At 72.8% G+C, this 23,237-nt stretch carries 24 protein-coding genes; 9 read left to right on the forward strand and 15 right to left on the reverse strand.

The features are described from left to right. Positions 1 to 15: 15 nt before the first annotated feature. The 6 genes from ACFYZZ_RS35540 to ACFYZZ_RS35565 form a co-directional block, all read right to left on the reverse strand. Positions 16 to 1,065 carry a zinc-dependent alcohol dehydrogenase family protein gene (locus ACFYZZ_RS35540; protein WP_389185143.1) on the reverse strand — a complete coding sequence of 350 codons (1,050 nt, stop codon included), beginning with the start codon at positions 1,063 to 1,065 and terminating at the stop codon, positions 16 to 18. Between the two features lie 114 nt (positions 1,066 to 1,179). Next, a complete protein-coding gene (locus tag ACFYZZ_RS35545; RefSeq protein ID WP_389185145.1) occupies positions 1,180 to 1,890 on the reverse strand; it encodes a VIT family protein in 711 nt (236 codons plus the stop codon). 25 nt (positions 1,891 to 1,915) lie between these two features. After that, positions 1,916 to 3,142, reverse strand: a complete 1,227-nt coding sequence (locus ACFYZZ_RS35550) for an amidohydrolase family protein (protein WP_389185148.1) — start codon at positions 3,140 to 3,142, stop codon at positions 1,916 to 1,918. Continuing rightward, a complete protein-coding gene (locus ACFYZZ_RS35555) occupies positions 3,139 to 4,422 on the reverse strand; it encodes an amidohydrolase family protein (protein WP_389185151.1) in 1,284 nt (427 codons plus the stop codon). The genes ACFYZZ_RS35550 and ACFYZZ_RS35555 overlap by 4 nt, the downstream gene beginning before the upstream one ends. A 13-nt stretch (positions 4,423 to 4,435) precedes the next feature. Next, positions 4,436 to 5,320 (reverse strand): SDR family NAD(P)-dependent oxidoreductase, encoded by an 885-nt coding sequence (locus ACFYZZ_RS35560; RefSeq protein WP_389185154.1) that lies wholly within the window; start codon positions 5,318 to 5,320, stop codon positions 4,436 to 4,438. After that, positions 5,320 to 6,117 (reverse strand): acetoacetate decarboxylase family protein, encoded by a 798-nt coding sequence (locus ACFYZZ_RS35565; protein ID WP_389185157.1) that lies wholly within the window; start codon positions 6,115 to 6,117, stop codon positions 5,320 to 5,322. The genes ACFYZZ_RS35560 and ACFYZZ_RS35565 overlap by 1 nt, the downstream gene beginning before the upstream one ends. A gap of 102 nt (positions 6,118 to 6,219) precedes the next feature. Here ACFYZZ_RS35565 and ACFYZZ_RS35570 point away from each other — a divergent pair, with 102 nt between their 5' ends. The 7 genes from ACFYZZ_RS35570 to ACFYZZ_RS35600 all read left to right on the forward strand — a co-directional run bounded on the left by ACFYZZ_RS35570 (position 6,220) and on the right by ACFYZZ_RS35600 (position 14,591). Further along, positions 6,220 to 6,846, forward strand: coding sequence for a TetR/AcrR family transcriptional regulator (locus ACFYZZ_RS35570; protein WP_389185160.1), 627 nt, complete (start codon positions 6,220 to 6,222; stop codon positions 6,844 to 6,846). A 169-nt stretch (positions 6,847 to 7,015) separates the two neighbouring features. Then, on the forward strand, positions 7,016 to 9,619 hold the full coding sequence (locus ACFYZZ_RS35575) for an MXAN_6230/SCO0854 family RING domain-containing protein (RefSeq protein WP_389185163.1): 2,604 nt from the start codon (positions 7,016 to 7,018) through the stop codon (positions 9,617 to 9,619). A 167-nt stretch (positions 9,620 to 9,786) separates the two neighbouring features. After that, positions 9,787 to 10,773: a DEDDh family exonuclease gene (locus tag ACFYZZ_RS35580; RefSeq protein WP_389185166.1), complete on the forward strand. Its 987-nt coding sequence runs from the start codon at positions 9,787 to 9,789 to the stop codon at positions 10,771 to 10,773. 91 nt (positions 10,774 to 10,864) lie between these two features. Next, positions 10,865 to 11,098 carry a hypothetical protein gene (locus ACFYZZ_RS35585; RefSeq protein ID WP_066991839.1) on the forward strand — a complete coding sequence of 78 codons (234 nt, stop codon included), beginning with the start codon at positions 10,865 to 10,867 and terminating at the stop codon, positions 11,096 to 11,098. 49 nt (positions 11,099 to 11,147) lie between these two features. Further along, a complete protein-coding gene (locus ACFYZZ_RS35590; protein WP_389185169.1) occupies positions 11,148 to 11,945 on the forward strand; it encodes an SURF1 family protein in 798 nt (265 codons plus the stop codon). Positions 11,946 to 12,024: 79 nt separating this feature from the next. Next, positions 12,025 to 13,830: a glycoside hydrolase family 15 protein gene (locus tag ACFYZZ_RS35595; protein WP_389185172.1), complete on the forward strand. Its 1,806-nt coding sequence runs from the start codon at positions 12,025 to 12,027 to the stop codon at positions 13,828 to 13,830. A 5-nt stretch (positions 13,831 to 13,835) separates the two neighbouring features. After that, on the forward strand, positions 13,836 to 14,591 hold the full coding sequence (locus ACFYZZ_RS35600) for an SDR family oxidoreductase (RefSeq protein ID WP_386573929.1): 756 nt from the start codon (positions 13,836 to 13,838) through the stop codon (positions 14,589 to 14,591). Between the two features lie 12 nt (positions 14,592 to 14,603). Here the strand turns inward: ACFYZZ_RS35600 and amaP are convergent, their stop codons facing one another. From amaP to ACFYZZ_RS35625, 5 genes are read right to left on the reverse strand one after another with little or no spacing between them, the layout of a single operon-like run. After that, positions 14,604 to 15,185 carry an alkaline shock response membrane anchor protein AmaP gene (gene amaP, locus ACFYZZ_RS35605; protein WP_389185176.1) on the reverse strand — a complete coding sequence of 194 codons (582 nt, stop codon included), beginning with the start codon at positions 15,183 to 15,185 and terminating at the stop codon, positions 14,604 to 14,606. A 5-nt stretch (positions 15,186 to 15,190) separates the two neighbouring features. Next, positions 15,191 to 15,829 (reverse strand): DUF6286 domain-containing protein, encoded by a 639-nt coding sequence (locus ACFYZZ_RS35610; protein ID WP_389185179.1) that lies wholly within the window; start codon positions 15,827 to 15,829, stop codon positions 15,191 to 15,193. Further along, positions 15,826 to 16,209: a hypothetical protein gene (locus tag ACFYZZ_RS35615; protein ID WP_389185182.1), complete on the reverse strand. Its 384-nt coding sequence runs from the start codon at positions 16,207 to 16,209 to the stop codon at positions 15,826 to 15,828. The genes ACFYZZ_RS35610 and ACFYZZ_RS35615 overlap by 4 nt, the downstream gene beginning before the upstream one ends. After that, a complete protein-coding gene (locus ACFYZZ_RS35620; RefSeq protein WP_094214678.1) occupies positions 16,206 to 16,400 on the reverse strand; it encodes a hypothetical protein in 195 nt (64 codons plus the stop codon). The genes ACFYZZ_RS35615 and ACFYZZ_RS35620 overlap by 4 nt, the downstream gene beginning before the upstream one ends. Positions 16,401 to 16,441: 41 nt before the next feature. Beyond that, on the reverse strand, positions 16,442 to 16,915 hold the full coding sequence (locus tag ACFYZZ_RS35625) for an Asp23/Gls24 family envelope stress response protein (RefSeq protein WP_389185185.1): 474 nt from the start codon (positions 16,913 to 16,915) through the stop codon (positions 16,442 to 16,444). Positions 16,916 to 17,002: 87 nt separating this feature from the next. Between ACFYZZ_RS35625 and ACFYZZ_RS35630 the strand changes: the two genes are divergently transcribed. Then, the gene (locus tag ACFYZZ_RS35630; protein WP_389185188.1) at positions 17,003 to 17,728 is read left to right on the forward strand and encodes a nucleopolyhedrovirus P10 family protein; all 726 of its coding nucleotides are present in this window, start codon (positions 17,003 to 17,005) and stop codon (positions 17,726 to 17,728) included. 131 nt (positions 17,729 to 17,859) lie between these two features. Here ACFYZZ_RS35630 and ACFYZZ_RS35635 read toward each other — a convergent pair whose 3' ends face one another. From ACFYZZ_RS35635 to ACFYZZ_RS35645, 3 genes are all read right to left on the reverse strand, one after another. Next, positions 17,860 to 18,663, reverse strand: a complete 804-nt coding sequence (locus tag ACFYZZ_RS35635) for an enoyl-CoA hydratase/isomerase family protein (protein ID WP_389185191.1) — start codon at positions 18,661 to 18,663, stop codon at positions 17,860 to 17,862. 129 nt (positions 18,664 to 18,792) lie between these two features. Continuing rightward, a complete protein-coding gene (locus ACFYZZ_RS35640) occupies positions 18,793 to 19,014 on the reverse strand; it encodes a helix-turn-helix domain-containing protein (RefSeq protein ID WP_004002281.1) in 222 nt (73 codons plus the stop codon). Positions 19,015 to 19,349: 335 nt separating this feature from the next. Continuing rightward, positions 19,350 to 20,948, reverse strand: coding sequence for an ABC-F family ATP-binding cassette domain-containing protein (locus tag ACFYZZ_RS35645; RefSeq protein ID WP_389185194.1), 1,599 nt, complete (start codon positions 20,946 to 20,948; stop codon positions 19,350 to 19,352). A 293-nt stretch (positions 20,949 to 21,241) separates the two neighbouring features. Between ACFYZZ_RS35645 and ACFYZZ_RS35650 the strand changes: the two genes are divergently transcribed. Next, positions 21,242 to 21,652 carry a VOC family protein gene (locus ACFYZZ_RS35650; protein ID WP_389185197.1) on the forward strand — a complete coding sequence of 137 codons (411 nt, stop codon included), beginning with the start codon at positions 21,242 to 21,244 and terminating at the stop codon, positions 21,650 to 21,652. 30 nt (positions 21,653 to 21,682) lie between these two features. Here ACFYZZ_RS35650 and ACFYZZ_RS35655 read toward each other — a convergent pair whose 3' ends face one another. Next, positions 21,683 to 22,966 (reverse strand): hypothetical protein, encoded by a 1,284-nt coding sequence (locus ACFYZZ_RS35655; RefSeq protein ID WP_389185200.1) that lies wholly within the window; start codon positions 22,964 to 22,966, stop codon positions 21,683 to 21,685. Positions 22,967 to 23,237 lie beyond the last annotated feature (271 nt).

Here is a 23,237-nt window from a genome sequence, read left to right on the forward strand (position 1 = left end):
ACAGGCCCCGGCGGGTCACAGGTCGTTGGTGACGAGCACCTTGAGGGCGGTGCGCTCGTCCATCGCCTTGTAGCCGTCCGGCACGCCCTCGATGCCGACGGTCATGTCGAAGACCGGCGAGGGGTCGATCGTGCCGTCGAGGACGTCGGGCAGCAGGTCGGGGATGTAGGCGCGGACCGGCGCGACACCGCCGCGCAGGGCGATGTTCCGGTCGAACATGACGCCGAGGTCCAGGCCGGTGCCGCTGCCGTGCGGGACGCCCACGAAGCCGATCGCGCCGCCGTCGCGGGTGATGTTCACGGCCGTCCGCATGGACTGCTCGGTGCCGACGGCCTCGACGACGGCGTGCGCGCCCTGGCCGCGGGTGAGCGCGCGGACGGCCTCGACGGCCTCGTCGCCGCGCTCGGCGACGACGTCGGTGGCGCCGAAGCGGCGCGCGATGTCGGTGCGGACCGCGTGCCGGCCCAGCGCGATGATCCGCTCGGCGCCCAGCCGCTTGGCGGCCAGCACCGCGCACAGGCCCACCGCGCCGTCGCCGACCACGGCGACCGTGGCGCCCGGGCGGGCGCCCGCGCCGAGGGCGGCGTGGTGACCGGTGCCGAGGACGTCGGAGAGGGTCAGCAGGGCGGACAGCAGGTGGTCGTCGGAGGCCGCTTCCTTGGGCAGCTGGACGAGGGTGCCGTCGGCGAACGGCACGCGCACCGCCTCGCCCTGGCCTCCGTCGTAGCCGACGGAGCCCCAGAAGCCGCCGTGCTCGCAGGAGGTCGTCAGGCCCTCGCGGCAGTAGTCGCAGACGCCGTCGGACCACATGAAGGGCGCGACCACCAGGTCACCGCGCCGGACGGTGCTCACCTCGGAGCCGGTCTCCTCGACGACGCCGAGGAACTCGTGCCCGATGCGCTGTCCCGGCTGCCGGGCCGCCTCGCCCCGGTACGCCCACAGATCGCTGCCGCAGATGCAGGCGCGCAGCACCCGCACCACGGCGTCGGTGGGCAGCTGCACCACGGGCTCGGGGACGTTCTCCACGCGCATGTCGTACGGGGCGTGGATGGTGGTGGCGCGCATGGCGAGGGTCCTTCTCGTGCGGGTTGCGTGCAGGGCGCTCAGGGGGTGGTCGAGCGCACTTCACGGTACGCCGTGGCCGCGGGGGGCCGGGTGACCAGGGTGCGGGCGGGTCCGCTACACGCCCGCCGCGCCCAGCAGTGTCCCCGCCCCGTACGTCACCGCCATGGCGAGCGCCCCGCCCGCCACGTTCCGCAGCACCGCGCGCCTCGGGTCGGCCGCTCCCAGCCGGGCGCTGCTCCACCCGGTGAGGACGAGCGCGGCCAGCACGCAGACCACGGTGACCGGGAGCCGCCAGGCGGCGGGCGGCAGGACGATCGCGAGGAGCGGCAGCAGAGCGCCCACGGTGAAGGCCAGGAAGCTCGCCCAGGCCGCGTGCCAGGGGTTGGTCAGCTGGTCCGGGTCGATGCCCAGCTCCACGCGCGCGTGTGCCCTCAGCGCGTCCCGTGCGGTGAGCTGCTCGGCGGCTTCACGGGCCACCTCCTGGGACAGGCCGCGCTCCTGGAGGAGCCCGGTCAGCTCCTCCAGCTCCAGCTCGGGCTGTTCGCTCAGCTCCTGCCGCTCCAGGGCCAGTGCGGCCTTCTCCGAGTCGCGCTGCGTCGACACCGACACGTACTCGCCCGCCGCCATCGACATGGACCCGGCGAGCAGGCCGGCCAGGCCGGCGGTGAGCAGGGCGGCGCGGGAGTCCGTGGCACCGGCCACGCCGACGACGAGTCCGGCGGTGGACACGATGCCGTCGTTCGCGCCGAGGACGGCCGCCCGCAGCCAGTTCAGGCGGGTGCCCAGCGCACCGTCGTGCGCCTCGTCATGGGTTGGTTCCGTCACAGCAGGGAGGATCGCACCCCGGCCGTCACCAGACCCGTACCGACGCTCCTGACGCGAACACCGGGCTCGTCGCGTCCGCCGGCGGCTCCCGCAGTGGCTCGGCCAGCTCGGCCACCGTAGGGCCGACCTTCGCCGCGATGGGGTCCAGGAGGTCCAGGTCGAAGCCGTAGATGCGGGCCGCGTTGCCGCCGAGCATGGCCGCCAGCTCCGCGCGCGGGACGCCCGGGTAGGCGAACCGCAGGCCCTCGCGGGTGTACGGGTAGGTGCCCTCGTCGTGCGGGTAGTCGCTGCCCCACATGATCTTGTCGATGCCGATGCGGTCGCGCAGCTGCACCTCGTGCGGGCGCATGAAACTGGCGCCGACGAAGCAGTGCTCGTGCCAGACCCGGGACGGCGCCTCGCCCATGCTCGCGGCGAGACCGGCGCCGAACTTGGCCTCGGCGGTGTCGGCCTTCGAGGCGGCCGCGACCAGGCGGCCGTGGTAGTAGTCCAGCATGTCGAGGACTCCGGGGATCCAGCCGGAGCCCTGCTCGGTCAGCACCAGCCGCAGCCCGGGGTGGCGGCGGAAGGCCCCGCCGAAGACCAGGTGCCACAGCGCACGGTGGGAGAACCAGGTCGTCTCGACCATGAAGACCGCGCGGGCGGCCGGTTCGTCGCCGAGGGGCGGGGAGGCGGAGCCCGCGTGGTGGTTGACGGGGACGCCGAGTTCCGAGCAGACGGCCCAGATCGGGTCGTACGTGCGCGAGTACAGCTCGGGCAGGCCGGAGCCCGGCGGGGTGCCGGGCAGCATCAGGCCGCCCTTGAGGCCCGCCGAGGCGGCCCACCTGATCTCCTTGACGGCCTCCTCGACGTCGCCCAGGAGGATCTGGAAGACACCGGCGCGGCGGCCGGGCGCGGCCGCGCAGAAGTCCGCGAGCCAGCGGTTGTGGGCGCGCAGACCGGCCCAGCGCCGCTCGAAGTCCTCGGCGCTCGGGGGCGGGGCCATCAGGGAGCCGGAGGGGAAGAACGGCGGGATGGTGTTCGGGAAGATCACCTCCGCGACGATCCCGTCCGCCTCCAGCTCCGCGAGGCGCCGCTCGGAGTTCCAGTTCCGGTCGGCCGAGTCGGCCAGCAGGTCCTCGTACGGGTTGACGTAGGTGGCCGCCCAGACGTCGAAGTCGTCGTGGTGGCGCTTGTCCAGGTACGGCTTGTAGTCCAGGAGATCGGCTCCCGCATGGCAGTCGGCGGAGATCACCGTGTACCGGTCGCTCACTGTGTCACTCCCAGCGTCGGGAAGTCGTGGTCGGTCAGCCAGTGCCGGCCCACCTCGCGCGAGCGCGCCCAGGACGCCTCGACGGCCGCCTGGTCGGCCGGCTGGCCGAGGTCCGCGGGGGTGGGGCCGATGCGCTCGGCGAGCGGTGTCAGCCTGTGCACGTCGAAGCCGAAGACCTCCGCCGCCGCGAGGCCCAGCATCCGGCGCGTCTCGCTCACCGGGATGTCGTGGAAGGTGCGCCGCAGCCACGCGCGCGTGTCGGGCCAGGTGCCCTCGGGATGCGGGAAGTCGCTGCCCCAGAGGATGTTGTCGACGCCGATCTCGTAGCGCTGGGCCAGTTCGCGGCGCTTGGTGTTGGTGGCGCAGACGAAGATCTGCCGGTCGAGGTACTCGTGCGGCGGGCGTTTCAGCTCCTGGAACGGGGAGAGCTTCTTGCCGCCGTGGGCGCCGAGGTAGAGGCGGTCCATGAACCACAGCAGGTTCGGCAGCCACCAGCAGCCCGACTCCGCGACCCCGAACCGCAGTCCGGGGTGGCGTTCGAAGACACCGGACCAGAGCAGGAACCACAGCGGCCGGGCCGGCCACCAGGTCACCTCGCTGACGAAGATCCCCAGGTGGTCGCCGTACTCGTGGCGCGGCGCCGATCCGGAGTGGGTCAGCACGGGCATCCCGCACTCGGCGGCCGCCGCCCACACGGGGTCGTACCGGCGGTCGTGGTACGGCTCCTTGTCGCCCCACAGGGCGGGGATCATCAGGGCGCCGAGCCCGGACTCCCTGGCGCGGTGGATCTCGGCGACCACCTTCGCCGCCTCGGCCGTGACCGGCAACAGGGCCACGCCGCAGTGCCGTTCGGGGTTCTCGGACACGAAGTCCGCGAGCCAGCGGTTGTGTGCCCGGGCGCCCGCCATGCCCAGCTCCGGGTCATGGTCCCCGGAGAGGCCGAGGCCCACGCCGAAGGGCGCGGCGGTCTGGCTGTCCACGGCGTCGGCGTCCGGGAAGACCACCTCCGCGGCCACCCCGTCCCCGTCGAGTTCCTTCAGCCGCTGTGCGGTGTCCCAGCCCCCGCGCAGGCCCTCCTCGTTGTCCTGGAACCACTTGGCCGCGAACGCCTCGTTGCGGATGCCGAGCCGGGTCATCTCCTCGCGGCGCCGTTCGCGGCCCGCGAGGAACTCGTCGAAGTCCCGGTGGAATCGGGACTCCAGGTAGGGCCGGTACTGCTCGGTGGGCAGCCCGGCGTGGCAGTCGGAGGAGATGATCAGGTACGGGTCCTGGCCGGCCACAACAGCCTCCCGGTCAATCGAGTATGAAGCTTTCGAGATACGACGGGTTCGCGCGGTCCAGCATCGAGTGCGCCCGCGCGCGGATCTGGGCGTCGCTGTGCTCGCTCGCCGGCAGCAGCCAGAAGCGGTCGGCGCGGATGCCGTCCAGGACCAGCTCGGCGACCTCCTCGACGGGCGTGAAGCGGACCTCCCGGCCGGCCGCGCGCATCGCTGACTCCCACTGGTCGAGGCTGCGGTACGGGGTCTTCCTGGGACGCTGTTTGGCGTAGCGGGCGGGCCGGTTGCGGTGCGACTCCCACAGGCCGGTGCGCAGCATGTGCGGCCCGGGGAAGAGCACGGAGGCGCCCACGCGCGCGTGCTCGGCCTTGAGGTGGGCGTACAGGGACTCGGTCATGGTGACGACGGCCGCCTTGGTGACCGCGTACACGGAGGCGGTCGGCAGGGGCGCGATGCCGCCGTCGCCGGAGGACGTGTTGACGACATGACCATGTTGACCGGACTTGATCATCCGTGGCACGAACGCCTGGATGCCGTGGAAGACCCCCCACACATTGACGGCGAAGGCCCACTGCCAGTCGTTCGGCTCGTGCTCCCACATGCGCCCCTCGGCGCCCGAGCCGACCCCCGCGTTGTTGCACAGGACGTGTACGGCCCCGTAGGTCTCGTACGCCGACTCGGCCAGCTCCAGGACCTGTTCGCGCACGCCGACGTCGACCACGCGCGCGTGCACGTCGGCGCCGTCCGCGCGCAGGTCGGCGGCGGCCTTGTCCAGCGCCGTCTCCTCGACGTCGGCAAGGACGACCTTCAGGCCCTCGACAGCGAACCGCCGCGCCATCGCCAGCCCGATCCCGCTCGCCGCCCCGGTGACGACGGCGACCTGTCCCGCTCGCAGGTCCATCACCGGCTCCCTTCCGGCGGCCCGTCGTGGACCTGGAGCGGGTCGTCGTAGCGCTGGTGGACGTACGGCAACAGGGCCTGCGCGTCGACCCGTTCGACCACCCGGCCGCGCTGGTCGCTGGTCTTCTCGCCGACGGTGATCTCCCGCAGGCGCAGCACCGGGAGGTCGGCGACGGGGTCGTACCCGGACTCGCGCAGCACGACGTCCCCGGTGACGCGTTCCAGTCGGCGCACCTTCTCGTGCCGTACGCAGCGCACCAGCACGGGGTCCCCGTCGAAGCCCGAACCGTCCACGGCGGGAAGGAACTTGAAGTAGAAGTCGGTCTTGGGCGAGGGCTCCGGAAGGGGCAGCTCACCGTTCACCGCACCGCGCACCTCCACGAAGGCGATGCCGTGCCGGGCCAGTGACGCCCGTACGACGAGGCCGTCGCGCTCGACGGTCACCTCGCCGAGCTTCTTGGGCTCCCCGAAGACCTCACGGCCGCCGGTGAGGGCGCGTTCGTGGGTCATCGGCATCACCAGCGGGTACCAGCCCTCGACCTCGCCGTGCGCGGCGGCGACCGCGAAGGAGCCCGCGCCGAGCGGGTATCCGGGCAGGTCGACCTTGCTGATGTTCACCCGGACGAGCGGGCTGCCGGTGGGTTTCAGGGGTGGTGGCAGCACAGCCGCGACCGCGTCCGGGTCGGTCTCCCAGACGGCCACCACTCCGGTGGACCAGATGTCGGGGAGCCGAGCGCTCGCGGTGCGCGTGGCGGCGATCTCCGCCTCGGTCCGTGCTCCGTACCGTACGCGTGCCATACGCCGTACCGCCCTTCTTCTGACGGGCCGTCATCTGTAACACAGTTACAGCAGTCGGGACGCGGGGTAAATACACGTGCACGGACCGGAGTTGGAGGGATCATGGCGAGAGGGACGCTCAGCCGGGAGGAGGTCCTTCAGGCCGCCGCCGGGCTGGTGCGGCAGCACGGCCCGGACGCGCTCACGATGCGCAAGCTGGCAGCCGAGCTGGGCACCGCCGTCACCTCGATCTACTGGCACGTCGGGGGCCGCGAGGCCCTGCTGGAGGCGCTGGTGGAGCGGACCGTGGCCGGTCTCGGCGAGATCCGGCCCGTCGGGCGTACGCCCGAGCAGCGGGTCGTCTCCGTGGCGCGCGCCCTGCGCCGGCAGCTGCGCGACCATCCGCATCTGGTGGCCTTGGTGCACGAGCGCGGGCTGACCGAGCGGATGTTCCTGCCCGCCCAGCAGGCCCTGGTGCGCGAGGCGCACGCGGCGGGGCTGCGCGGCGCCCGGGCCGCTGAATTCGTGCGGGCGGTGCAGTTCCAGGTCGTCGGTCATGTGCTGGTCGAGCGCAACCGTGAGCGTGCCCCGGTGCAGCGGCCCGGCGAGGAGGAGCTGTGGAGCGCCGAGGCCGCCGGTGACGACCCCGCCCTGGCCCGTGCGCTGGCCCGTCCCGTGGACACGGAGCGGCTGTTCGTCACCGCCGTACGGGCGCTGGTGGGGGCGCTGCTCGCACCGCGCGGAAAATAACTGGCGCCCGAACTCCCGCTCCCCCTACTGTTCCTGATCGCGGGGGCGGCTCCGCAAGCGTGCTTCCTTCTCTCCCTTTCCTGGAATCTGCAGCGCGCTCACTCTCCGCCTCCGCCTCGACCACCTTCTTTCGGCCTTCTGCCGCCTTCCTTCCTTCGGGGGATTCCGCTTGTCCGAACTGTCGTCCGTGCTGCTCCGCCGCCTCCGTACCGTCTACGTCGACCAGGCCGGACCACGCCCGGGCGATCCGTCGACGGCGGAGGGACTCGTCGCCCTGGAGGGCGAACTGCTCGACCGGGGATTCGCACCGACGGCACAGCTGCGCGCGGCCCTGGCCTGGCTGGGACCGGCGGGGCTCGGGGACGCCGGCCGGCAGCTGATCGGGCACGTCGACGCCGAGCTGGGCGCCGACCGCACCCACATGCCGCTGTTCCGCAGCTTCCCGGCCTCCGTCCCCGACGACACGTTCCAGCTGTACGTCGACCGGGTCTTCGCGCTGCTGCTGCAGTGGCCCGCGCAGCCCTGCGTGCTGTGCGCCGCGGTGGGCAGCGTGCACCCGGTGGCGCCGTGCGCACACCTCGTGTGCCGCGCCTGCTGGGACGGCGCGGACTACACGGGCTGCCCGCTGTGCCGCCGCCGGATCGACCCCGCCGATCCCTTCCTGGTGCCGGTCGAGCCGCGCCGCCCGCGCGATGTGCCGGCCGGTCCGCTGAAGCTGCTCGCGCTCGGCACGGACCGCGCGGCGGACACGGTGCACGCCCTGCGGACGCTGCTGGCCCGCCGCACTCCCCTGCCGCCGCAGGACCGCGCCGACCTGAGGGTGCTGCTGAACCACGCGCCCGCGGACCTCGGCTGGCTGCCCGAGGAGATCCCGGTCCGCGAGACCAAGGCGTTCGTCCTGGGCACGCTGCTGACCGACCGGCACACGCGCGTGGCCGTCACCGAGCTGCTCGCCGCGTATCTGACCACCGCGACCGACGTCCTGCGCCTGCTGTGCGTGTGGTCGGGCGGCGAGGGGGATCTGCTGGAGCCGCCGCGGCTGCGCTCGCTGCCCCGCGCGCTGCGCGGCCGGCTGCTCGCCGTGCTCGACGCTCTGGCGGTGCCGTCGCTCGTGGAGGACGTGCTGCGGCACCCGGGCCCGTGGAAGCGGGCCACCGAGATCCTGCACCCCTTCGAGCGGCACGCCCGCCACCCGCGGGCCGCCCTCGCCTTCGCCGTGCTGCGCGGTACCGACACCTCCGGCACCGCCCTGGGCGAGGCCCTGCTGCGTACGGCCGCCGAGCATCCGGAGGCCGTACGGGTCGCCGGCGACCGCATCCGGGCGGCCACCTGGGGCGCGCGGGTGGAGCAGGCGCTGCACGAGCGGGACACACAGGCCGCCCTGGCCCTCCTCGCGCAGCGCCCCGGTGAGCTGCTGCGCCGTCTCGACCACCTGCTGCGGTTGCGCGAACTCGACACGCTGCCCGAGGAGTTCGCCGAGGTACTGCGCCGCGTCCTGCCCAAGGCGGGCCCCGGGCCGCTGCTCGCCGCGCTGGGCCGGATGCGGATCCGTCATCTGCCCGGCGAGCGGCGGGTGTTCTTCCCGCGCGGGCAGGTGACGCACGCGTTCACGGTCGACGACACCCAGGCGCCGCTCGCCGAGGCGCTCACCACGCGCGCGTGCGCGCTGCTGGAGGCCGAGGCGCTGCGCCGCCTGGCCGACCGGCCCCGGTTCGACCTGGCCGTGCTCGACTCGGCACTCGCCGGGCTCGCGGTGCCCGCCGCCGAGCGGACCGCCGCCAAGGCGCTGGTGTCGGTGCCGCGCGGCAGCACCCAGCCGCTGCCCGAGGGCGCGGTGCTGCGGCTCTTCCTGCACTGGATGCAGCCCGTGAAGACACGCGTGGACCTGGACCTGTCGGTGGCCCTGTACGACGAGGACTGGGAGTTCGCGGGCCTGTGCGACTACACGAACCTGGTGTACGGCGAGCGGTGGGCCGTCCACTCCGGTGACCTGACGTCGGCACCCGCACCGGACGGCGCGACCGAGTACGTCGACCTGGACCTCGCGGCACTCGGCGAGCTGGGGGTGCGGTACGCGGTGCCGGTCGTCTTCAGCTTCAACAACATCCCGTTCGAGGAGCTGCTCGACGCGTTCGCGGGCTTCATGGCGCTGCCGTCGGCGGCCGAGGAGGCGCGCGGCGCCGGGTACCACCCGCGCACGGTGCGCCAGCGCTACGACCTGGTGGGCGACTCGCGCATCCATGTGCCGATGCTGGTCGACCTGCGCCACCGCACGTTCCTGTGGACGGACCTGCATCTGCCCTCGGACGACGGCTTCCACGACGTGTACCGGCACGGCGAGGACCTGGGCCGCGTCGGCCGGGACCTGTTCCAGTACTTCGCGTCCGGCCGTACGACGCTGTGGGACCTCGCGGTGTGGCACGCGGCGGCGCGCGGTGACGAGGTGCTGGTCGTCCGGCGCGCACCCGACCGGCGCGCCGTCGACGAGCTGTGGCACTACCGGCGCCACGCAGGGGAGCCGGACACCGCCTTCGCCGCCCGGGTGCGCACCCTGGAGCCGCCGGAGCGGCGGGAGCCCGCGACGGACGCGGCGGACGCCGACACGCGTGCGGGTGAAGCGGCCGCGAAGAAGCACGTGTTGCTCGCGCTGGTGCACGGCGGGGTGGCACCGGAGGGCGCGACCGGCGCGGTGTACCGGCTGCTGCCCGGCCCGGCCGACGGCTGCGGTCTGGAGCCGCTGGCGGCCGGGGATCTGGTGGCCGCGCTGGGCTGACGCCGGCTGCCGCCCCGAACTGTCCCGCGGGTCCCCCGCCTTGCGGGCACGCACGCACGCACGCGCGTGCGGCGGCCGAGCGGGAGGGCGAGCGCGAGGGGGCGGGTTCGGCGGGTTCGGCCCCTGTGGGACAGCGCTGTCAGTCGCGGCCCGTATCCTCAATGACCATGCTCGAAGACCGTGCGACCGCAGTGTCCTCCCCCACCCAGTGGCCGGCCGCGTATCCGAAGGGATACGCGGTCGTTGACGTGGAGACCACCGGCCTGGCCCGGGACGACCGGATCATCTCCGCCGCCGTCTACCGGCTGGACGAGCGCGGCGAGGTCGAGGACCACTGGTACACCCTGGTCAACCCGGAGCGCGATCCGGGCCCCGTGTGGATACACGGTCTGACGAGCGAGGTGCTGGAAGGGGCGCCGCTGTTCGCGGACGTCGCCGAGGAGTTCGCCGCCCGGCTGGACGGCCGGGTGCTGGTCGCGCACAACGCGGTCTTCGACTGGCAGATGATCGCGCGCGAGTACGCGCGCGCGGAGCGCGAGGCGCCGGTGCGGCAGCGGCTGTGCACCATCGCGCTGTCCAAGGAGCTGGGGCTGCCGCTGCCCAACTTCAAGCTGGAGTCGCTGGCGGCGCACTTCGGTGTCGTACAGCAGCGGGCGCACCACGCGCTGGACGACGCGCGCGTGCTCGCCGAGGCGTTCCGGCCCAGTCTGCGGGCCGCGGCGGCGGGCGGCGTACGGCTGCCGCTGCTGGAGTGCCGGCCGCTGACGGAGTGGTCGGACACGCCCCGGATCGGCCGGCAGGCGAGCGGGGGCTACGGCAGCTACCGGCCGTCCAGCTGGCGCCCGTCCCGGAAGCGGCCCGCCTGCCCCTATCCCAACCCGGGCCGGTACGAAGACGGCAAACGTCTCAAACAGGGCATGCGGGTGGCGTTCTCCGGGGACACCTCCACCGAGCGGGAGCTGTTGGAGGACCGGGCGACCGAGGCCGGGCTGCATGTGGCGACGAGCGTGTCCCGGCTGACCAGTCTGCTGGTCACCAACGACCCCGACTCGGGCACCTCGAAGGTGGTCAAGGCGCGGCAGTTCGGCACGCCGATCGTGGACGAGGCCGCGTTCGGGCAGTTGCTGAGGGACGTCGATCCCGCCGACGGGTGAGGGGACGCGGGACCGTACGGATGGGTGATTCGCCGCGACTCGCCCGGCGTCCGCCACCTCGCGGCGAGGGCGACGGCTCACCCTGTGGCGCATGGCGAATTGCGAAGTTTGCGGCAATGACTACGGGATGACCTTCGAGGTCCACGCACAGGGCGCTGTGCACGTGTTCGACTGCTTCTCCTGTGCGATCCACCGCATGGCCCCGGTTTGCGAGCACTGCAAGGTCTCGATCATCGGCCAGGGCGTCGAGGCGGACGGCAGCTTCTACTGCGGCGCCCACTGCGCCCGCGCCGAGGGGAAGGTGGGGATCGTCGACCGCGTGTGACCCGGCACCCGCGCGCTCGCACCCCACGACCGAGTTGTACCGTCGTGGGGTGCACCGCTACCGCTTTCTGCTGACCCGCCAGTGGGTGATCCTCACCCTCGTGGCGATCGCGCTGATCCCGACGATGATCAGGCTCGGCTTCTGGCAGCAGCACCGGTACGAGGAACGCACCGCCCGCAACGACCTGGTCTCCCAGGCGCTGCACGCCGAGCCGGTCCCCGTGGAACGGCTCACCTCCCCCGGGCACGCCGTGACCCACGCCGAGAAGTACCGCACGGTCACCGCGACCGGCACCTTCGACCCCTCCCGCGAGGTCGTGGTCCGCCGCCGGACCAACTCCGACGACGAGGTCGGCTTCCACGTCCTGACCCCGTTCGTCCTGACGGACGGCAAGGTGCTGCTGGTCAACCGCGGCTGGATCCCCGCGAACGGCGTGCAGACCGCCTTCCCCAGGATCCCGGCGCCGCCGGCCGGCCGGACCACCATCACCGGGCGCCTCAAGGCGGACGAGACCACCGCGGCGAGCGGCATCAAGAACGTCAAGGGCCTGCCGGACCGGCAGATCATGCTGATCGACAGCGCCGAGGAGGCGCGGCGGCTCGGCGCGAAGGTGCTCGGCGGCTACGTCGAGCAGACGGCGCCCGAGCCCAAGGGCGGCTCCCCGGAACAGATCTCCGACCCGGGCAGCGAGGACGCCCCGCTGAACTACGCGTACATGATCCAGTGGTGGCTGTTCGCCGCGGGTGTCCCGGTGGGCTGGTGGTTCCTGGTCCGGCGCGAGATCCGCGACCGCGAGGAGGCCGCGGCCCAGGAGACGCCCGAGGAGACGGAACCGGCCGCCGTGTGATCCCCGGCGCCCCGGGAACCCGTCACTCCCCCGGCGCACCTCCGGATTGGCCCCGGGGACCTTCGGGAACCCGCATCCCGTGAACGCGCGCATCGAGGACTACGCCGTCATCGGCGACGAGCAGACCGCGGCGCTGGTCGGCAGGGACGGCTCGATCGACTGGCTGTGCCTGCCCCGTTTCGACTCCGGCGCCTGTTTCGCCCGGCTCCTGGGCGACGAGGACAACGGCCACTGGCGGATCGCACCGAAGGGCGCGGGCACCTGCACCCGCCGCGCCTACCGGCCCGACACCCTCGTCCTCGACACCGAGTGGGACACCCCCGAGGGCACGGTGCGCGTCACCGACCTGATGCCGCAGCGCGACCGCGCCCCCGACGTCGTACGCATCGTGGAGGGCGTCAGCGGGAGCGTCACCGTGCGCAGCACGATCCGCCTGCGCTTCGACTACGGCTCGATCGTGCCGTGGGTGCGCCGCGTGGACGGCCATCGGGTGGCCGTCGCCGGCCCGGACTCTGTGTGGCTGCGCGCCGAACCGCACGTGCACACCTGGGGCGAGCAGATGGCGACGCACTCGGAGTTCACCGTCACCGAGGGCGAGCGGGTCGCCTTCGTGCTGACCTGGCACCCCTCGCACGAGCCGCGCCCGGCCCTCGTCGATCCGTACGAAGCGCTGAGCAGCAGCGTGCGGGACTGGCGGCGCTGGACGGCCCGCTGCCGCTACGACGGGCCGCACCGGGACGCCGTCGTACGGTCCCTCATCACGCTCAAGGCCCTCACCTACGCCCCGACGGGCGGGATCGTCGCCGCGGCCACCACCTCGCTGCCCGAGGAACTGGGCGGTGTGCGCAACTGGGACTACCGCTACTGCTGGCTGCGCGACGCCACCCTCACCCTCGGCGCCCTGCTCTCCGCGGGCTACCACCGGGAGGCCGAGGCCTGGCGCGACTGGCTGCTGCGCGCGGTCGCGGGCGACCCGGCGGACCTGCAGATCATGTACGGCCTGGCGGGCGAGCGACGCCTGACGGAGTGGGAGGCGCACTGGCTGTCCGGTTTCGCCGAGTCCGCACCCGTACGGATCGGCAACGAAGCCGTCGAGCAGCTCCAGCTGGACGTGTACGGCGAGGTCATGGACTCGCTGTACCTGGCCCGCGAGTCGGGCCTGAGCACCGCGCCGCACATGTGGTCGCTGCAGTGCGCGCTGATGACGTTCCTGGAGTCGGCGTGGCGGCAGCCCGACGAGGGCCTGTGGGAGGTGCGCGGCGGCCGACGGCAGTTCGTGCACTCGAAGGTGATGGTGTGGGTGGCCGCCGACCGCGCCGTACGGACGCTGGAGAAGTATCCGCACCTGAGCGGCGATCCGGACGGCTGGCGGGCGATGCGCGACGCGGTGCACCGGGAGGTGTGCGAGCAGGGCTTCGACCGCCGGCGGGGCACCTTCACCCAGTACTACGGCTCGCGCGAGCTGGACGCAGCGCTGCTGCTGATCCCGCGGGTCGGTTTCCTGCCCCCCGACGACCCCCGTGTGATCGGCACGGTCGACGCGATCCGTGAGGACCTGGGCCACGGCGGCTTCGTGCGCCGTTACGACACGGACGCCGTCGGCGTCGACGGGATGCCGGGCGGCGAGGGCGCCTTCCTCGCCTGCTCGTTCTGGCTCGCCGACGCCCTGCACATGACGGGCCGCACGGACGAGGCCCGGGAGCTGTTCGAGCGGCTGGTCGGCCTCGCCAACGACGTGGGGCTGCTGGCGGAGGAGTACGACCCGGAGCTGGGCTGCCAGGTGGGCAACTACCCGCAGGCGTTCAGCCACATCGCGCTGGTGAACACCGCCCTCACGCTGTTCGGGGACGGAGGGGACCGCGGCGCCGGGCACGGGGCAGGATAGGGGCCATGGATCTTGGACTGAAGGACCGGGTGTACATCGTCACCGGCGCCACGCGCGGGCTGGGCAACGCCGCCGCGCGGGAGCTGGTCGCCGACGGGGCGAAGGTGGTCATCACCGGCCGTGACGAGAAGCGGGTGGCCGACGCGGCCGCCGAGCTGGGCGAGAACGCGGTCGGCGTGGCCGTCGACAACTCCGACGCGGGGGCGCCCGAGCGGCTGATCGCGGCCGCCCGGGAGCACTTCGGCGGCTTCCACGGCGTCCTGGTGAGCGTCGGCGGGCCGCCGCCCGGGTTCGTCGCGGACAACACGGACGAGCAGTGGCGGAACGCTTTCGAGTCGGTGTTCCTCGGCGCGGTCCGGTTCGCCCGCGCGGCGGCGGCCGAGCTGGAGCCGGGCGGGGTCATCGGGTTCGTGCTGTCCGGGTCGGTGCACGAGCCGATTCCCGCGCTGACGATCTCCAACGGGCTGCGGCCCGGCCTCGCCGGGTTCGCCAAGTCCATCGCGGACGAGTTGGGGCCGCGGGGCATCCGGGTCGTGGGGTTGCTGCCGGCGCGCATCGACACGGATCGCGTGCGCGAACTGGACGGGCTGTCCGCCGATCCTGAGGCCACCCGGGCGGCGAACGAGGCCCGGATTCCGTTGCGGCGGTACGGGGCGCCCGAGGAGTTCGGGCGGGTGTCCGCGTTCCTGCTGTCTCCGGCGGCTTCCTATCTGACGGGGATCATGGTGCCGGTGGACGGGGGCATGAGGCACGGGTTCTGAGGGTTCGCGGTGTCAAGTCACCCTCTCTGCACGGTGCTTCACCGCCCTCAGTTGTACCTCCGCCGGAAGTGACACCAGCCCCGCCGACTCGCGTGCGTGCGTCAGTGCCTGGGCCGTGAAGTCGATCAGTGCTGTTCCGGGGTCGACGTCCGGTTCCAACTGGAGCCACACGCGCACCGCGGGCGTCGTACGGCGGCCCGTCAGCAGGGTTTCGGTGTGGGTCACGCCCTGTTGGTGGGCCGCGTCCGCGGCCAGGGCCGACTCCATGGCCCTGCCGCGGAGCAGGGCGCCCTCGCCGTCGCCGGTGTCGACCAGGACCTCGGTCAGACGGCGTCGGCGCAGGACCGCGGTGAGCCACCACAGGGCGAGCAGCACGAGGACGGCCAGGGCGGCGATGACCGTCGGCCACCACCAGCCGGCCTGCCGCCAGCGGGTGCGCTCGGCGTTGCTGAGCAGGACGTCGTGCGGGCCGGTGTGCAGCCACCAGTGCGGTGGCGGCGCGCCCAGGCCCACGGCCAGCACCGCGCCGCCCAGGACGAGCAGCAGCAGGCCCACGAGCCCGAGCAGGACGCGGTTGACGGTGCCCCTGCGCATCCGCCTCACCCCTTCGGTCCGGGACGTCGGACGTGCACCGACAGCGCGGGCGGGCGGGACAGACCAAGTCCCCGGACCGCTTCGGTGAGTACGGCGTCCAGGTCGGCCTGTACCTCGTCCAGGCCGCGGAAGTGCGAGACCACGCGGACATCGGCCCGCTTCCGCCGCATCCGCACCCGTACCGCCCGGACGCCCGAGACCTCCATGGCCCGGTCGCGCAGCACCTGGGCGGCCGCCTCGCGCCTCAGTCCGGCGCGTACGTCGGGGTGCGGGCGCCGCATGGGCAGCAGGTCCCGCAGGCCGGGCGTGAGGGCGAGCACGATCAGCCAGAGGCCGAGGGCGGCGGTGACCCCCGCTCCGGCCAGCACCCAGGCGTTGTCCAGGGGCCGCTCGGCGAGTTGCCGGGCCAGGGCCCCGCGCCACTGCATCGCCGGACGGTGGGCGCGGACCGCAGCGATGTCGTACAGGAAGACGGCCGCGCCGGCCAGGAGGCACAGGGCGACGATGCCCGCCGGGACGCGGCGGGCCGACCAGAAGCGGCCGCTGCCTTCGGGGAGCAGGGCCGGTGGGGCGTCGGGGGTCTTGTCGATGTCGAGGACGGGCAGTCGATGGGGGGGACTCTCGGATGGCCGGGGCTCGCTCATGGCGTCCTCCCGTGGGGTGCGCCGGGTGCCGGTGTCCGGTGCAGCCGCTCGACCTGGACGGCGACCTCCGGCACCTCCATGCTCACCAACGCGCCTACCCGCTCCACGACTTGGCGACGCACGGCGGCACAGCGGGCGCCGATGTCGCAGGGGTAGCCGAGTTCGAGGACGACACGGACGCGGGCCGTGTCGTGGTGGACGACTACGGTGGCGTGCGGGGGTGCGACGCCCTCGGGCAGCGGGGCGAGCGCCTCGCGTGCGGCCTGGGCGGCGATCTTCGCGACGACCCGGTCGGCGATCCGGGTGGCACCCCGCTCGCCGGGCGACGCGAGGTCCAGGGGCCCGCGCATCGTGCCCGTCTCCGCGCTCACGGCGGTCACCGCCCGCGGTCGCGCCGGTCGCCGCGGGTGCGGAAGAAGTCACCGGGCTCCAGGTCACCCTCCAGGAACCGGCCGGCGATGAACCCGACGGCGCCCAGCGCCGCCACCAGCAGGAAGGCCCCGAACCCGCCGAAGTACCCGGCGAACCCCAGCGCCATTCCGGCGATCATGCCGACCACGGCCATGCTCATGCAGCACTCCTCAGCTCGTCAGGTGAGCGGGGCCCGGTGCCTCACTGGATCCGGGGCGGCGCGGGCTCCTCTTCCTCTTCCTCGGGGAGCTTGACGTCGCTCACCGCGATGTTGACCTCGACGACCTCGAGTCCGGTCATCCGTTCCACGGAGGCGATCACGTTCTCCCGTACCGCGCGGGAGACATCGATGATGGACACGCCGTAGTCCACGACGATCTCCAGGTCGAGCGCCGTCTGCACCTCGCCGACCTCGGCCTTCACCCCCCGGGTCACCGACTTCGCACCGCCCGGCACCCGGTCGCGCACGGCCCCGAAGGTGCGGGCCAGACCGCTGCCCATGGCATGGACACCGAGCACCTCCCGGGCGGCCAGTCCGGCGATCTTCTCCACGACACCGTCGGCGATGGTGGTGCGTCCCCGGGTCGCCGGGTCCCCACCGCCGCGCCTGGTGGCCTTACGGGTCGACACCTGCGGCTCGCTGTCACCTTCTGGGGTCGTCGTCATCTCGGTCATCGCCGTACGTCCCTTTCGGTCGTCGTCCTGCGACCACCGTAAGCAAGGATGCTCGGTTGTGCGCCGGGGATGCGGCAGGCTGGAGGAATGACGGCGGACCGGTGGGCACAGGAAGTGAGGCGTCAGCTGGGGCTCGGCCGGCTGCTGCCGCTCGGTGGCCCGCGCGACGGGGCGTGGATCGCCGAGGGCGCGGCCGCGGCGGTGCTGGCGCGCGCGGCAGCGACGGAGGTACCGGACGTGCGTCTCGGCACGCTGCGGATCACGCTCGCCGATCCGGAGGACGTCCACGAACCCGTCGTACCGGCTCCGCCGAGCGCCCTGTTCCCGGGTGCGCTCCGGGTGACGGCGGACTTCGCGGCCACCGCCGCCGAGCCCCTGCCGACGACGGCGTCCCGCCTGCGGCTGACGCTGGCCACGGCCGCGACGGACCGTCTGGGCCTCACGGTCACGGAGGTCGACCTGCGGGTGACGGACCTGCTCGAAGCAGCGGACGGGCAGGGGGACACGGTAGCCACACCGCAGCCGCCGCCTGCCCGCGAGACCACGGACCCCGACGAGTCCCTCGCGACGGCAGCCGCGCTGTCCGTTTCCGGGGTGACCCGTCTGACGGGCTCACTCGCGGGCTTGGGCCGGGCGGTGCACGTCGAACAGCGCGCCGACGGAACCTCCCTGCCCCACCGGCACGTACGCGTGGAACTGGCGACCGGCACGGACCACCGGGCCGTGGACGTGGCCCGGCAGGTACGCGTGGCGGTACGGGACGCGCTGGACGATCACCCGACCGTGGCGGTGCTGGTCACGGCGGTGCGCTGACTCCGCCACCTCGCTTGCCTCGCTGTGGGCAGTCGTTCCGCAGGGCGATGGGGGTCCCCCGCTCGAGCGAAGCCGAGAGTGGGGGAGGGTGGGCACAGCGACCAACACCGGGTGCCTGCCCGGCGAACGGCTCATTCGCCGACGCCCGCCAGGTCCCGCAAGCGCCGACCTTGAGCGGCCCGCTCGGCAGCACGCTGAGCCTCGTAATCCCGCTCCAGCGCACCGCGCAGCAACGCCTTGGTCTCCACCACGGCATCCCGCGGCGCAGCCATCATCGCCGCGGCCAAGTCCCCCACCGCACCGTCCAGTTCGACGGCGGGCACGGCAAGGTTGGCCAGCCCCGACGCCACCGCTTCCTGCGCCCCGACGAACCGCCCGGTCACGCAGATCTCCAGCGCGCGGGCGTACCCGACCAGGCCGACCAGCGGATGCGTGCCGGTCAGGTCGGGAACGATGCCGAGGGCGGTCTCGCGCATGGCGAACTGCACGTCGTCCGCGACGACCCGCAGGTCGCAGGCGAGCGCGAGCTGGAACCCGGCACCGATGGCATGCCCCTGGACAGCGGCGATGGACACGATGTCGTTCCGCCGCCACCAGGTGAACGCCTCCTGGAATTCGGCGATGGATGCGTCGAGCCCGGCGTCGTCACGGCGCGCGAGATCGGTGAAGGTCGGCTCGCCCGGGATCCCCTCCGGAGTGAACATCTGACGGTCCAGCCCGGCGGAGAAGGACTTGCCCTCGCCGCGCAGCACCACGACACGGACGGAGCCCGGCAGCAGCCGACCGGCCTCGGTGAGCGCCCGCCACAGGGCGGGGCTCTGCGCGTTGCGCTTGGCCGGGTTGGTCAGCGTCACCGTGGCGAGCGCGTCGTCGACGGTGAGCCGTACGCCGTCCTTGTCGAGTACAGGAGCGAGGTCCTGGTCGGGCGAAGCCATGGGGCGCCTCCGATGGGTGCGGTCATCACGCATTGCCGTACTGGCATGCTAAGTGACTGCACAGTAACCACCCGGCCGATCAGGCAACCGACCGGGTGGCCACCGTCGAAGGCGATGGGCCGCCCGGAGTCAGGACGATGCGGCCTTCTTGCCCCGGGTCGCTCCGCCACGCCCACGGAGCGTGACGCCCGACTCGCTGAGCATCCGGTGTACGAAGCCATACGAGCGGCCGGTCTCTTCGGCCAGCGCCCGGATGCTCGCACCGGAGTCGTACTTCTTCTTCAGGTCTGCCGCGAGCTTGTCGCGCGCGGCGCCGGTCACCCGGCTGCCCTTCTTCAGAGTCTCGGCCACCCGTGCCTCCTCATGGGAAGTGCGCTCTGGTCTCCTCATGATCACCCCTCCACGGCGTGATGGCCACCCATTCGGCAAGGTCCGTGAGACATCGTTGTGACGACAGGAGCACATCCCCACATGCGGAATCTGCGATTCCGCAGTGGAGCGCCCATGAGGCCGAACGGGTGGATTCGCGAAGTGCCAGGTCAGGGATGCGAAGCGGCCGATCCCTTGGTGGTCAGGGGATCGGCCGCGAAATCGATGTACGACACACCTCGATACGAGGAGATCTCACACAGATGATGGATCACGGCTCGGCCGAATGATCCATACGCAGTGGATCAGTCCTTCGATCAGGCCAGGGCGACGAGATCGGCGTAGTCGGCGCCCCACAGGTCCTCGACGCCGTCGGGCAGCAGGATGATCCGCTCGGGCTGGAGCGCCTCGACGGCACCCTCGTCGTGGGTGACGAGGACGACCGCGCCCTTGTACGTGCGCAGGGCGCCGAGGATCTCCTCGCGGCTCGCGGGGTCGAGGTTGTTGGTCGGCTCGTCCAGGAGCAGGACGTTCGCGGAGGAGACGACCAGGGTGGCGAGGGCGAGACGGGTCTTCTCACCGCCGGAGAGGACGCCGGCGGGCTTGTCGACGTCGTCGCCGGAGAACAGGAACGAGCCCAGCACCTTGCGGACCTCCACGAGGTCCATGTCGGGGGCGGCCGAGCGCATGTTCTCCAGGACCGTGCGGTCGGCGTCCAGGGTCTCGTGCTCCTGGGCGTAGTAGCCGAGCTTGAGGCCGTGGCCGGGGCGGACCTCGCCGGTGTCGGGCTGCTCCACCCCGCCGAGCAGACGCAGCAGGGTGGTCTTGCCGGCGCCGTTGAGGCCGAGGATCACGACGCGCGAGCCCTTGTCGATGGCCAGGTCGACGTCGGTGAAGATCTCCAGGGAGCCGTACGACTTCGACAGCCCCTCGGCCATCAGCGGGGTCTTGCCGCAGGGCGCGGGCTCGGGGAAGCGGAGCTTGGCGACCTTGTCGGACTGGCGGACCGCCTCCAGGCCGGACAGCAGCTTGTCCGCGCGGCGGGCCATGTTCTGCGCGGCGACCGTCTTGGTGGCCTTGGCGCGCATCTTGTCGGCCTGCGCGTTGAGGGCGGCGGCCTTCTTCTCGGCGTTGGCGCGCTCGCGCTTGCGGCGCTTCTCGTCGGCCTCGCGCTGCTGCTGGTAGAGCTTCCAGCCCATGTTGTAGACGTCGATCTGGGAGCGGTTGGCGTCCAGGTAGAACACCTTGTTGACGACCGTCTCGACCAGGTCGACGTCGTGCGAGATGACGATGAAGCCGCCGCGGTAGGTCTTCAGGTAGTCGCGCAGCCAGATGATCGAGTCGGCGTCGAGGTGGTTGGTGGGCTCGTCGAGCAGCAGCGTGTCGGCGTCGGAGAAGAGGATCCGGGCCAGCTCGACACGGCGGCGCTGACCGCCGGAGAGCGTGTGCAGGGGCTGGCCGAGCACACGGTCGGGCAGGTTGAGCGCGGCGGCGATGGTGGCGGCCTCGGCCTCGGCGGCGTACCCGCCCTTGGTGAGGAACTCGGTCTCCTGGCGCTCGTACTGCTTGAGGGCCTTCTCGCGGGTCGCGCCCTGGCCATTGGCGATCCGCTGCTCGTTCTCGCGCATCTTCCGGATCAGTACGTCGAGGCCGCGCGCGGAGAGGATGCGGTCACTGGCGAGGACGTCGAGGTCGCCGGTGCGGGGGTCCTGCGGGAGGTAGCCGACCTCGCCGGAGCGGGCGACGTGGCCGGCGGCCGGGATGCCTTCGCCGGCGAGGACCTTGGTGAGGGTGGTCTTGCCTGCGCCGTTGCGGCCGACGAGGCCGATGCGGTCGCCCTTGGCGACACGGAAGGTGGCGTTCTCGATGAGGACGCGCGCACCGGCGCGCAGCTCGATACCGGAGGCGGAGATCACGGACAGACTCCTGGGCGTACGGGATTGGGCGGTGGGCGGCTGAGGACGTTCCCGCCGTCTAATGCGCGAGGAGAATGGCCATGGGCCAAGTCTAACGGGGCCGTGCAAGCGGTTTTTCTACGTCCGTGTGTTCGGGCCGCTGTCCAGGGGCTGTTGCCCGAGGGGCGATGCCGTGACATGCACCACACGGATCCGTCCCGGTGCGACACCTTCCGCTGAGGCGTTGTCAGTGGTGGCTGCAAGACTCGATGCGAGGACCGGACACCCGACCGACGCACGAAGGAGTGATCGGCATGGCAGGCACAGGCGGACGGCCGAGCATCTACCCCACGCTGCTGTACGCGGACGCGAAGGCGGCGATCAGGCAGCTCACGGAGGCCTTCGGCTTCACCGAGCTGTCGGTGTACGAGACGGAGGACGGCTCGGTGATGCACGCCGAGCTGATCCAGGGCAACGGCGCGGTGATGGTCGGCTCCAAGGGCCGCGGCGGCCTCTTCGACACGGCGATGAAGGACGCCGGGCCCGCGGGGGTGTACGTGGTCGTGGACGACGTCGACGCCCACCACCAGCAGGCCGTGGAGCACGGCGTGGAGATCCTGATGCCCCCGACGGACCAGGACTACGGCTCGCGGGACTACATGGCCCGGGACGCCGAGGGCAACATCTGGAGCTTCGGGACGTACGCCCCCGAGATCGGCGGCTGAGCGGACCGGTCCCGCGGCCCGCCGAAAGGCCTATCCGCCGGTGTGCACCTGGAAGGCGGCCCGGCGCACGGCCTTGGCCAGGGCGGGGTCGGGGTGGGCGGCGGCGAGCGCGACCAGGACCTGCACGGTGCGCGGGTGACCGACGGCACGGACCTCGTCCAGCAGCGTGGGGACGGTGGGCTGCACGGCGGCCTCCAGATGCCGTACCAGCATCTCCGTCTCGCCGTGGTCGGCGACGGCGGCGGCGGTGTCGACCCACAGCCAGGTGGCCTCCTCACGGGTGAGGACCTCGTGGGCGTCCTCCGGGTCGACGCCGTCGTGCTCGGCGAGCCACAGCAGGGCGTACGGCCGCAGGGCCGGGTCGTCCAGCACGGCGCGTACGTCGGGCTCGGCGGGGGCGCCGACGACGCGCAGCGCCTCGAAGGCGAGGCCGCGCAGCAGGGCGTCCTCGCCGCGGGCGGCGCCCAGCAGTTCGGTGACGGCGCTGCCGACGGGGCGGGCGGCGAGCCAGGCGCGGTACTCGGCGCGGGCCGCGTTGGGGCGGAGCTGGGCGCAGCCGCGGAGCATGTCCTCGGCCGCCTGCTCGATGTTGCCGGCGGGGCTCTGCGCGGCCACGCAGATCTGCTCCAGCTTGACCCAGACCGCCCAGCTGCCCAGCGGGGTGAGCGTGGCCTGGCCGCCGCCGTAGGTCAGGGCGCCGACGGCGGCGAGGGCCTGGAGGGCCCAGTCGAGGAGGGGGGCGAGCGGGGTGTCCCCGACCGGTCCGGGTTCGGCCGGTCGGGGTTCGGCCGGGCTCAGGAGCCCTACGGACTCTGCGGAGCCGGGCTCGTAGGGAATCTCGCAGCGCTCGGTGCGCAGTTCGGTGACCCTCTGCTGGAGCAGGTCGAGGAGCTGCTCGACCGGGACGGGACCGGCGGACAGCTGGAGGAAGGAGAGCACCTGGGGCATGGCCGAGACGACCTCGGCGACGGCGGCCGGCTCGTGGCCCGCGGGTTCGGGGCTGGCCAGCGACCAGGCGTCGAAGAGGGCGACCCAGCCGCGCAGCACGGCGCTGTCGTCGCGGTCCCAGGCGCGCAGACGCCAGCCGGGGCGCGCGCTGTCCCCGTGCACCTCGACGAGTCCGGCGAGGCGGGCGGTGTCCCAGTCGGCGCGGATCTGAGCGGTGCTCAGGGCGAGGTCGGCGGAGGCGCGTTCGGCGCTGATGTCGGAGAGGGTGGCCTTGCCGTCGGCGGTGGCGGCGTCGCGGCCGGGGCCGAGAGCGGAGTCGGCCCAGCGGGCGATGCGGACCGCGCCGCCCAGTCCGGTGCGCGCCATTCTGGCCAGTTCAGCGGGGGCCGGGGTGCCCTCCGGCGGCCGGGGTGCGGGGCGGCGTGGGCGCCGCTGGTTCACAGCTCTGGGGGCGGCGGCCAGGGGTCGCGGTCGGACAAGTCGAAGCCTGGAGTCGCGCGGGATACGGGACGTCACGGGTGCAGTCTTCCGGTTGACGGTCCGAAAACCCAAACGGAATGTCACGGGGGGCGACGGGGCTGGCCAACGCACCGGGGGTGATGGCGGGCGAGGAGACATGATCAGGCCAGTCGTTCGG

Origin of the sequence: Streptomyces sp. NPDC001816 (assembly GCF_042892235.1) — a bacterium.
In the GTDB taxonomy this organism is placed as follows: Bacteria; Actinomycetota; Actinomycetes; order Streptomycetales; family Streptomycetaceae; genus Streptomyces.

What these genes read in the sequence shown, in the direction of transcription:
- ACFYZZ_RS35540 (WP_389185143.1), bottom strand. Translation starts at nt 1,065, where the DNA reads ATGCGCGCCACCACCATCCACGCCCCGTACGACATGCGCGTGGAGAAC.
- ACFYZZ_RS35560 (WP_389185154.1), bottom strand. Translation starts at nt 5,320, where the DNA reads ATGGACCTGCGAGCGGGACAGGTCGCCGTCGTCACCGGGGCGGCGAGC.
- ACFYZZ_RS35565 (WP_389185157.1), bottom strand. Translation starts at nt 6,117, where the DNA reads ATGGCACGCGTACGGTACGGAGCACGGACCGAGGCGGAGATCGCCGCC.
- ACFYZZ_RS35570 (WP_389185160.1), top strand. Translation starts at nt 6,220, where the DNA reads ATGGCGAGAGGGACGCTCAGCCGGGAGGAGGTCCTTCAGGCCGCCGCC.
- ACFYZZ_RS35580 (WP_389185166.1), top strand. Translation starts at nt 9,787, where the DNA reads ATGCTCGAAGACCGTGCGACCGCAGTGTCCTCCCCCACCCAGTGGCCG.
- ACFYZZ_RS35585 (WP_066991839.1), top strand. Translation starts at nt 10,865, where the DNA reads ATGGCGAATTGCGAAGTTTGCGGCAATGACTACGGGATGACCTTCGAG.
- ACFYZZ_RS35600 (WP_386573929.1), top strand. Translation starts at nt 13,836, where the DNA reads ATGGATCTTGGACTGAAGGACCGGGTGTACATCGTCACCGGCGCCACG.
- amaP (WP_389185176.1), bottom strand. Translation starts at nt 15,185, where the DNA reads ATGCGCAGGGGCACCGTCAACCGCGTCCTGCTCGGGCTCGTGGGCCTG.
- ACFYZZ_RS35610 (WP_389185179.1), bottom strand. Translation starts at nt 15,829, where the DNA reads ATGAGCGAGCCCCGGCCATCCGAGAGTCCCCCCCATCGACTGCCCGTC.
- ACFYZZ_RS35620 (WP_094214678.1), bottom strand. Translation starts at nt 16,400, where the DNA reads ATGAGCATGGCCGTGGTCGGCATGATCGCCGGAATGGCGCTGGGGTTC.
- ACFYZZ_RS35625 (WP_389185185.1), bottom strand. Translation starts at nt 16,915, where the DNA reads ATGACCGAGATGACGACGACCCCAGAAGGTGACAGCGAGCCGCAGGTG.
- ACFYZZ_RS35630 (WP_389185188.1), top strand. Translation starts at nt 17,003, where the DNA reads ATGACGGCGGACCGGTGGGCACAGGAAGTGAGGCGTCAGCTGGGGCTC.
- ACFYZZ_RS35635 (WP_389185191.1), bottom strand. Translation starts at nt 18,663, where the DNA reads ATGGCTTCGCCCGACCAGGACCTCGCTCCTGTACTCGACAAGGACGGC.
- ACFYZZ_RS35650 (WP_389185197.1), top strand. Translation starts at nt 21,242, where the DNA reads ATGGCAGGCACAGGCGGACGGCCGAGCATCTACCCCACGCTGCTGTAC.
- ACFYZZ_RS35655 (WP_389185200.1), bottom strand. Translation starts at nt 22,966, where the DNA reads ATGGCGCGCACCGGACTGGGCGGCGCGGTCCGCATCGCCCGCTGGGCC.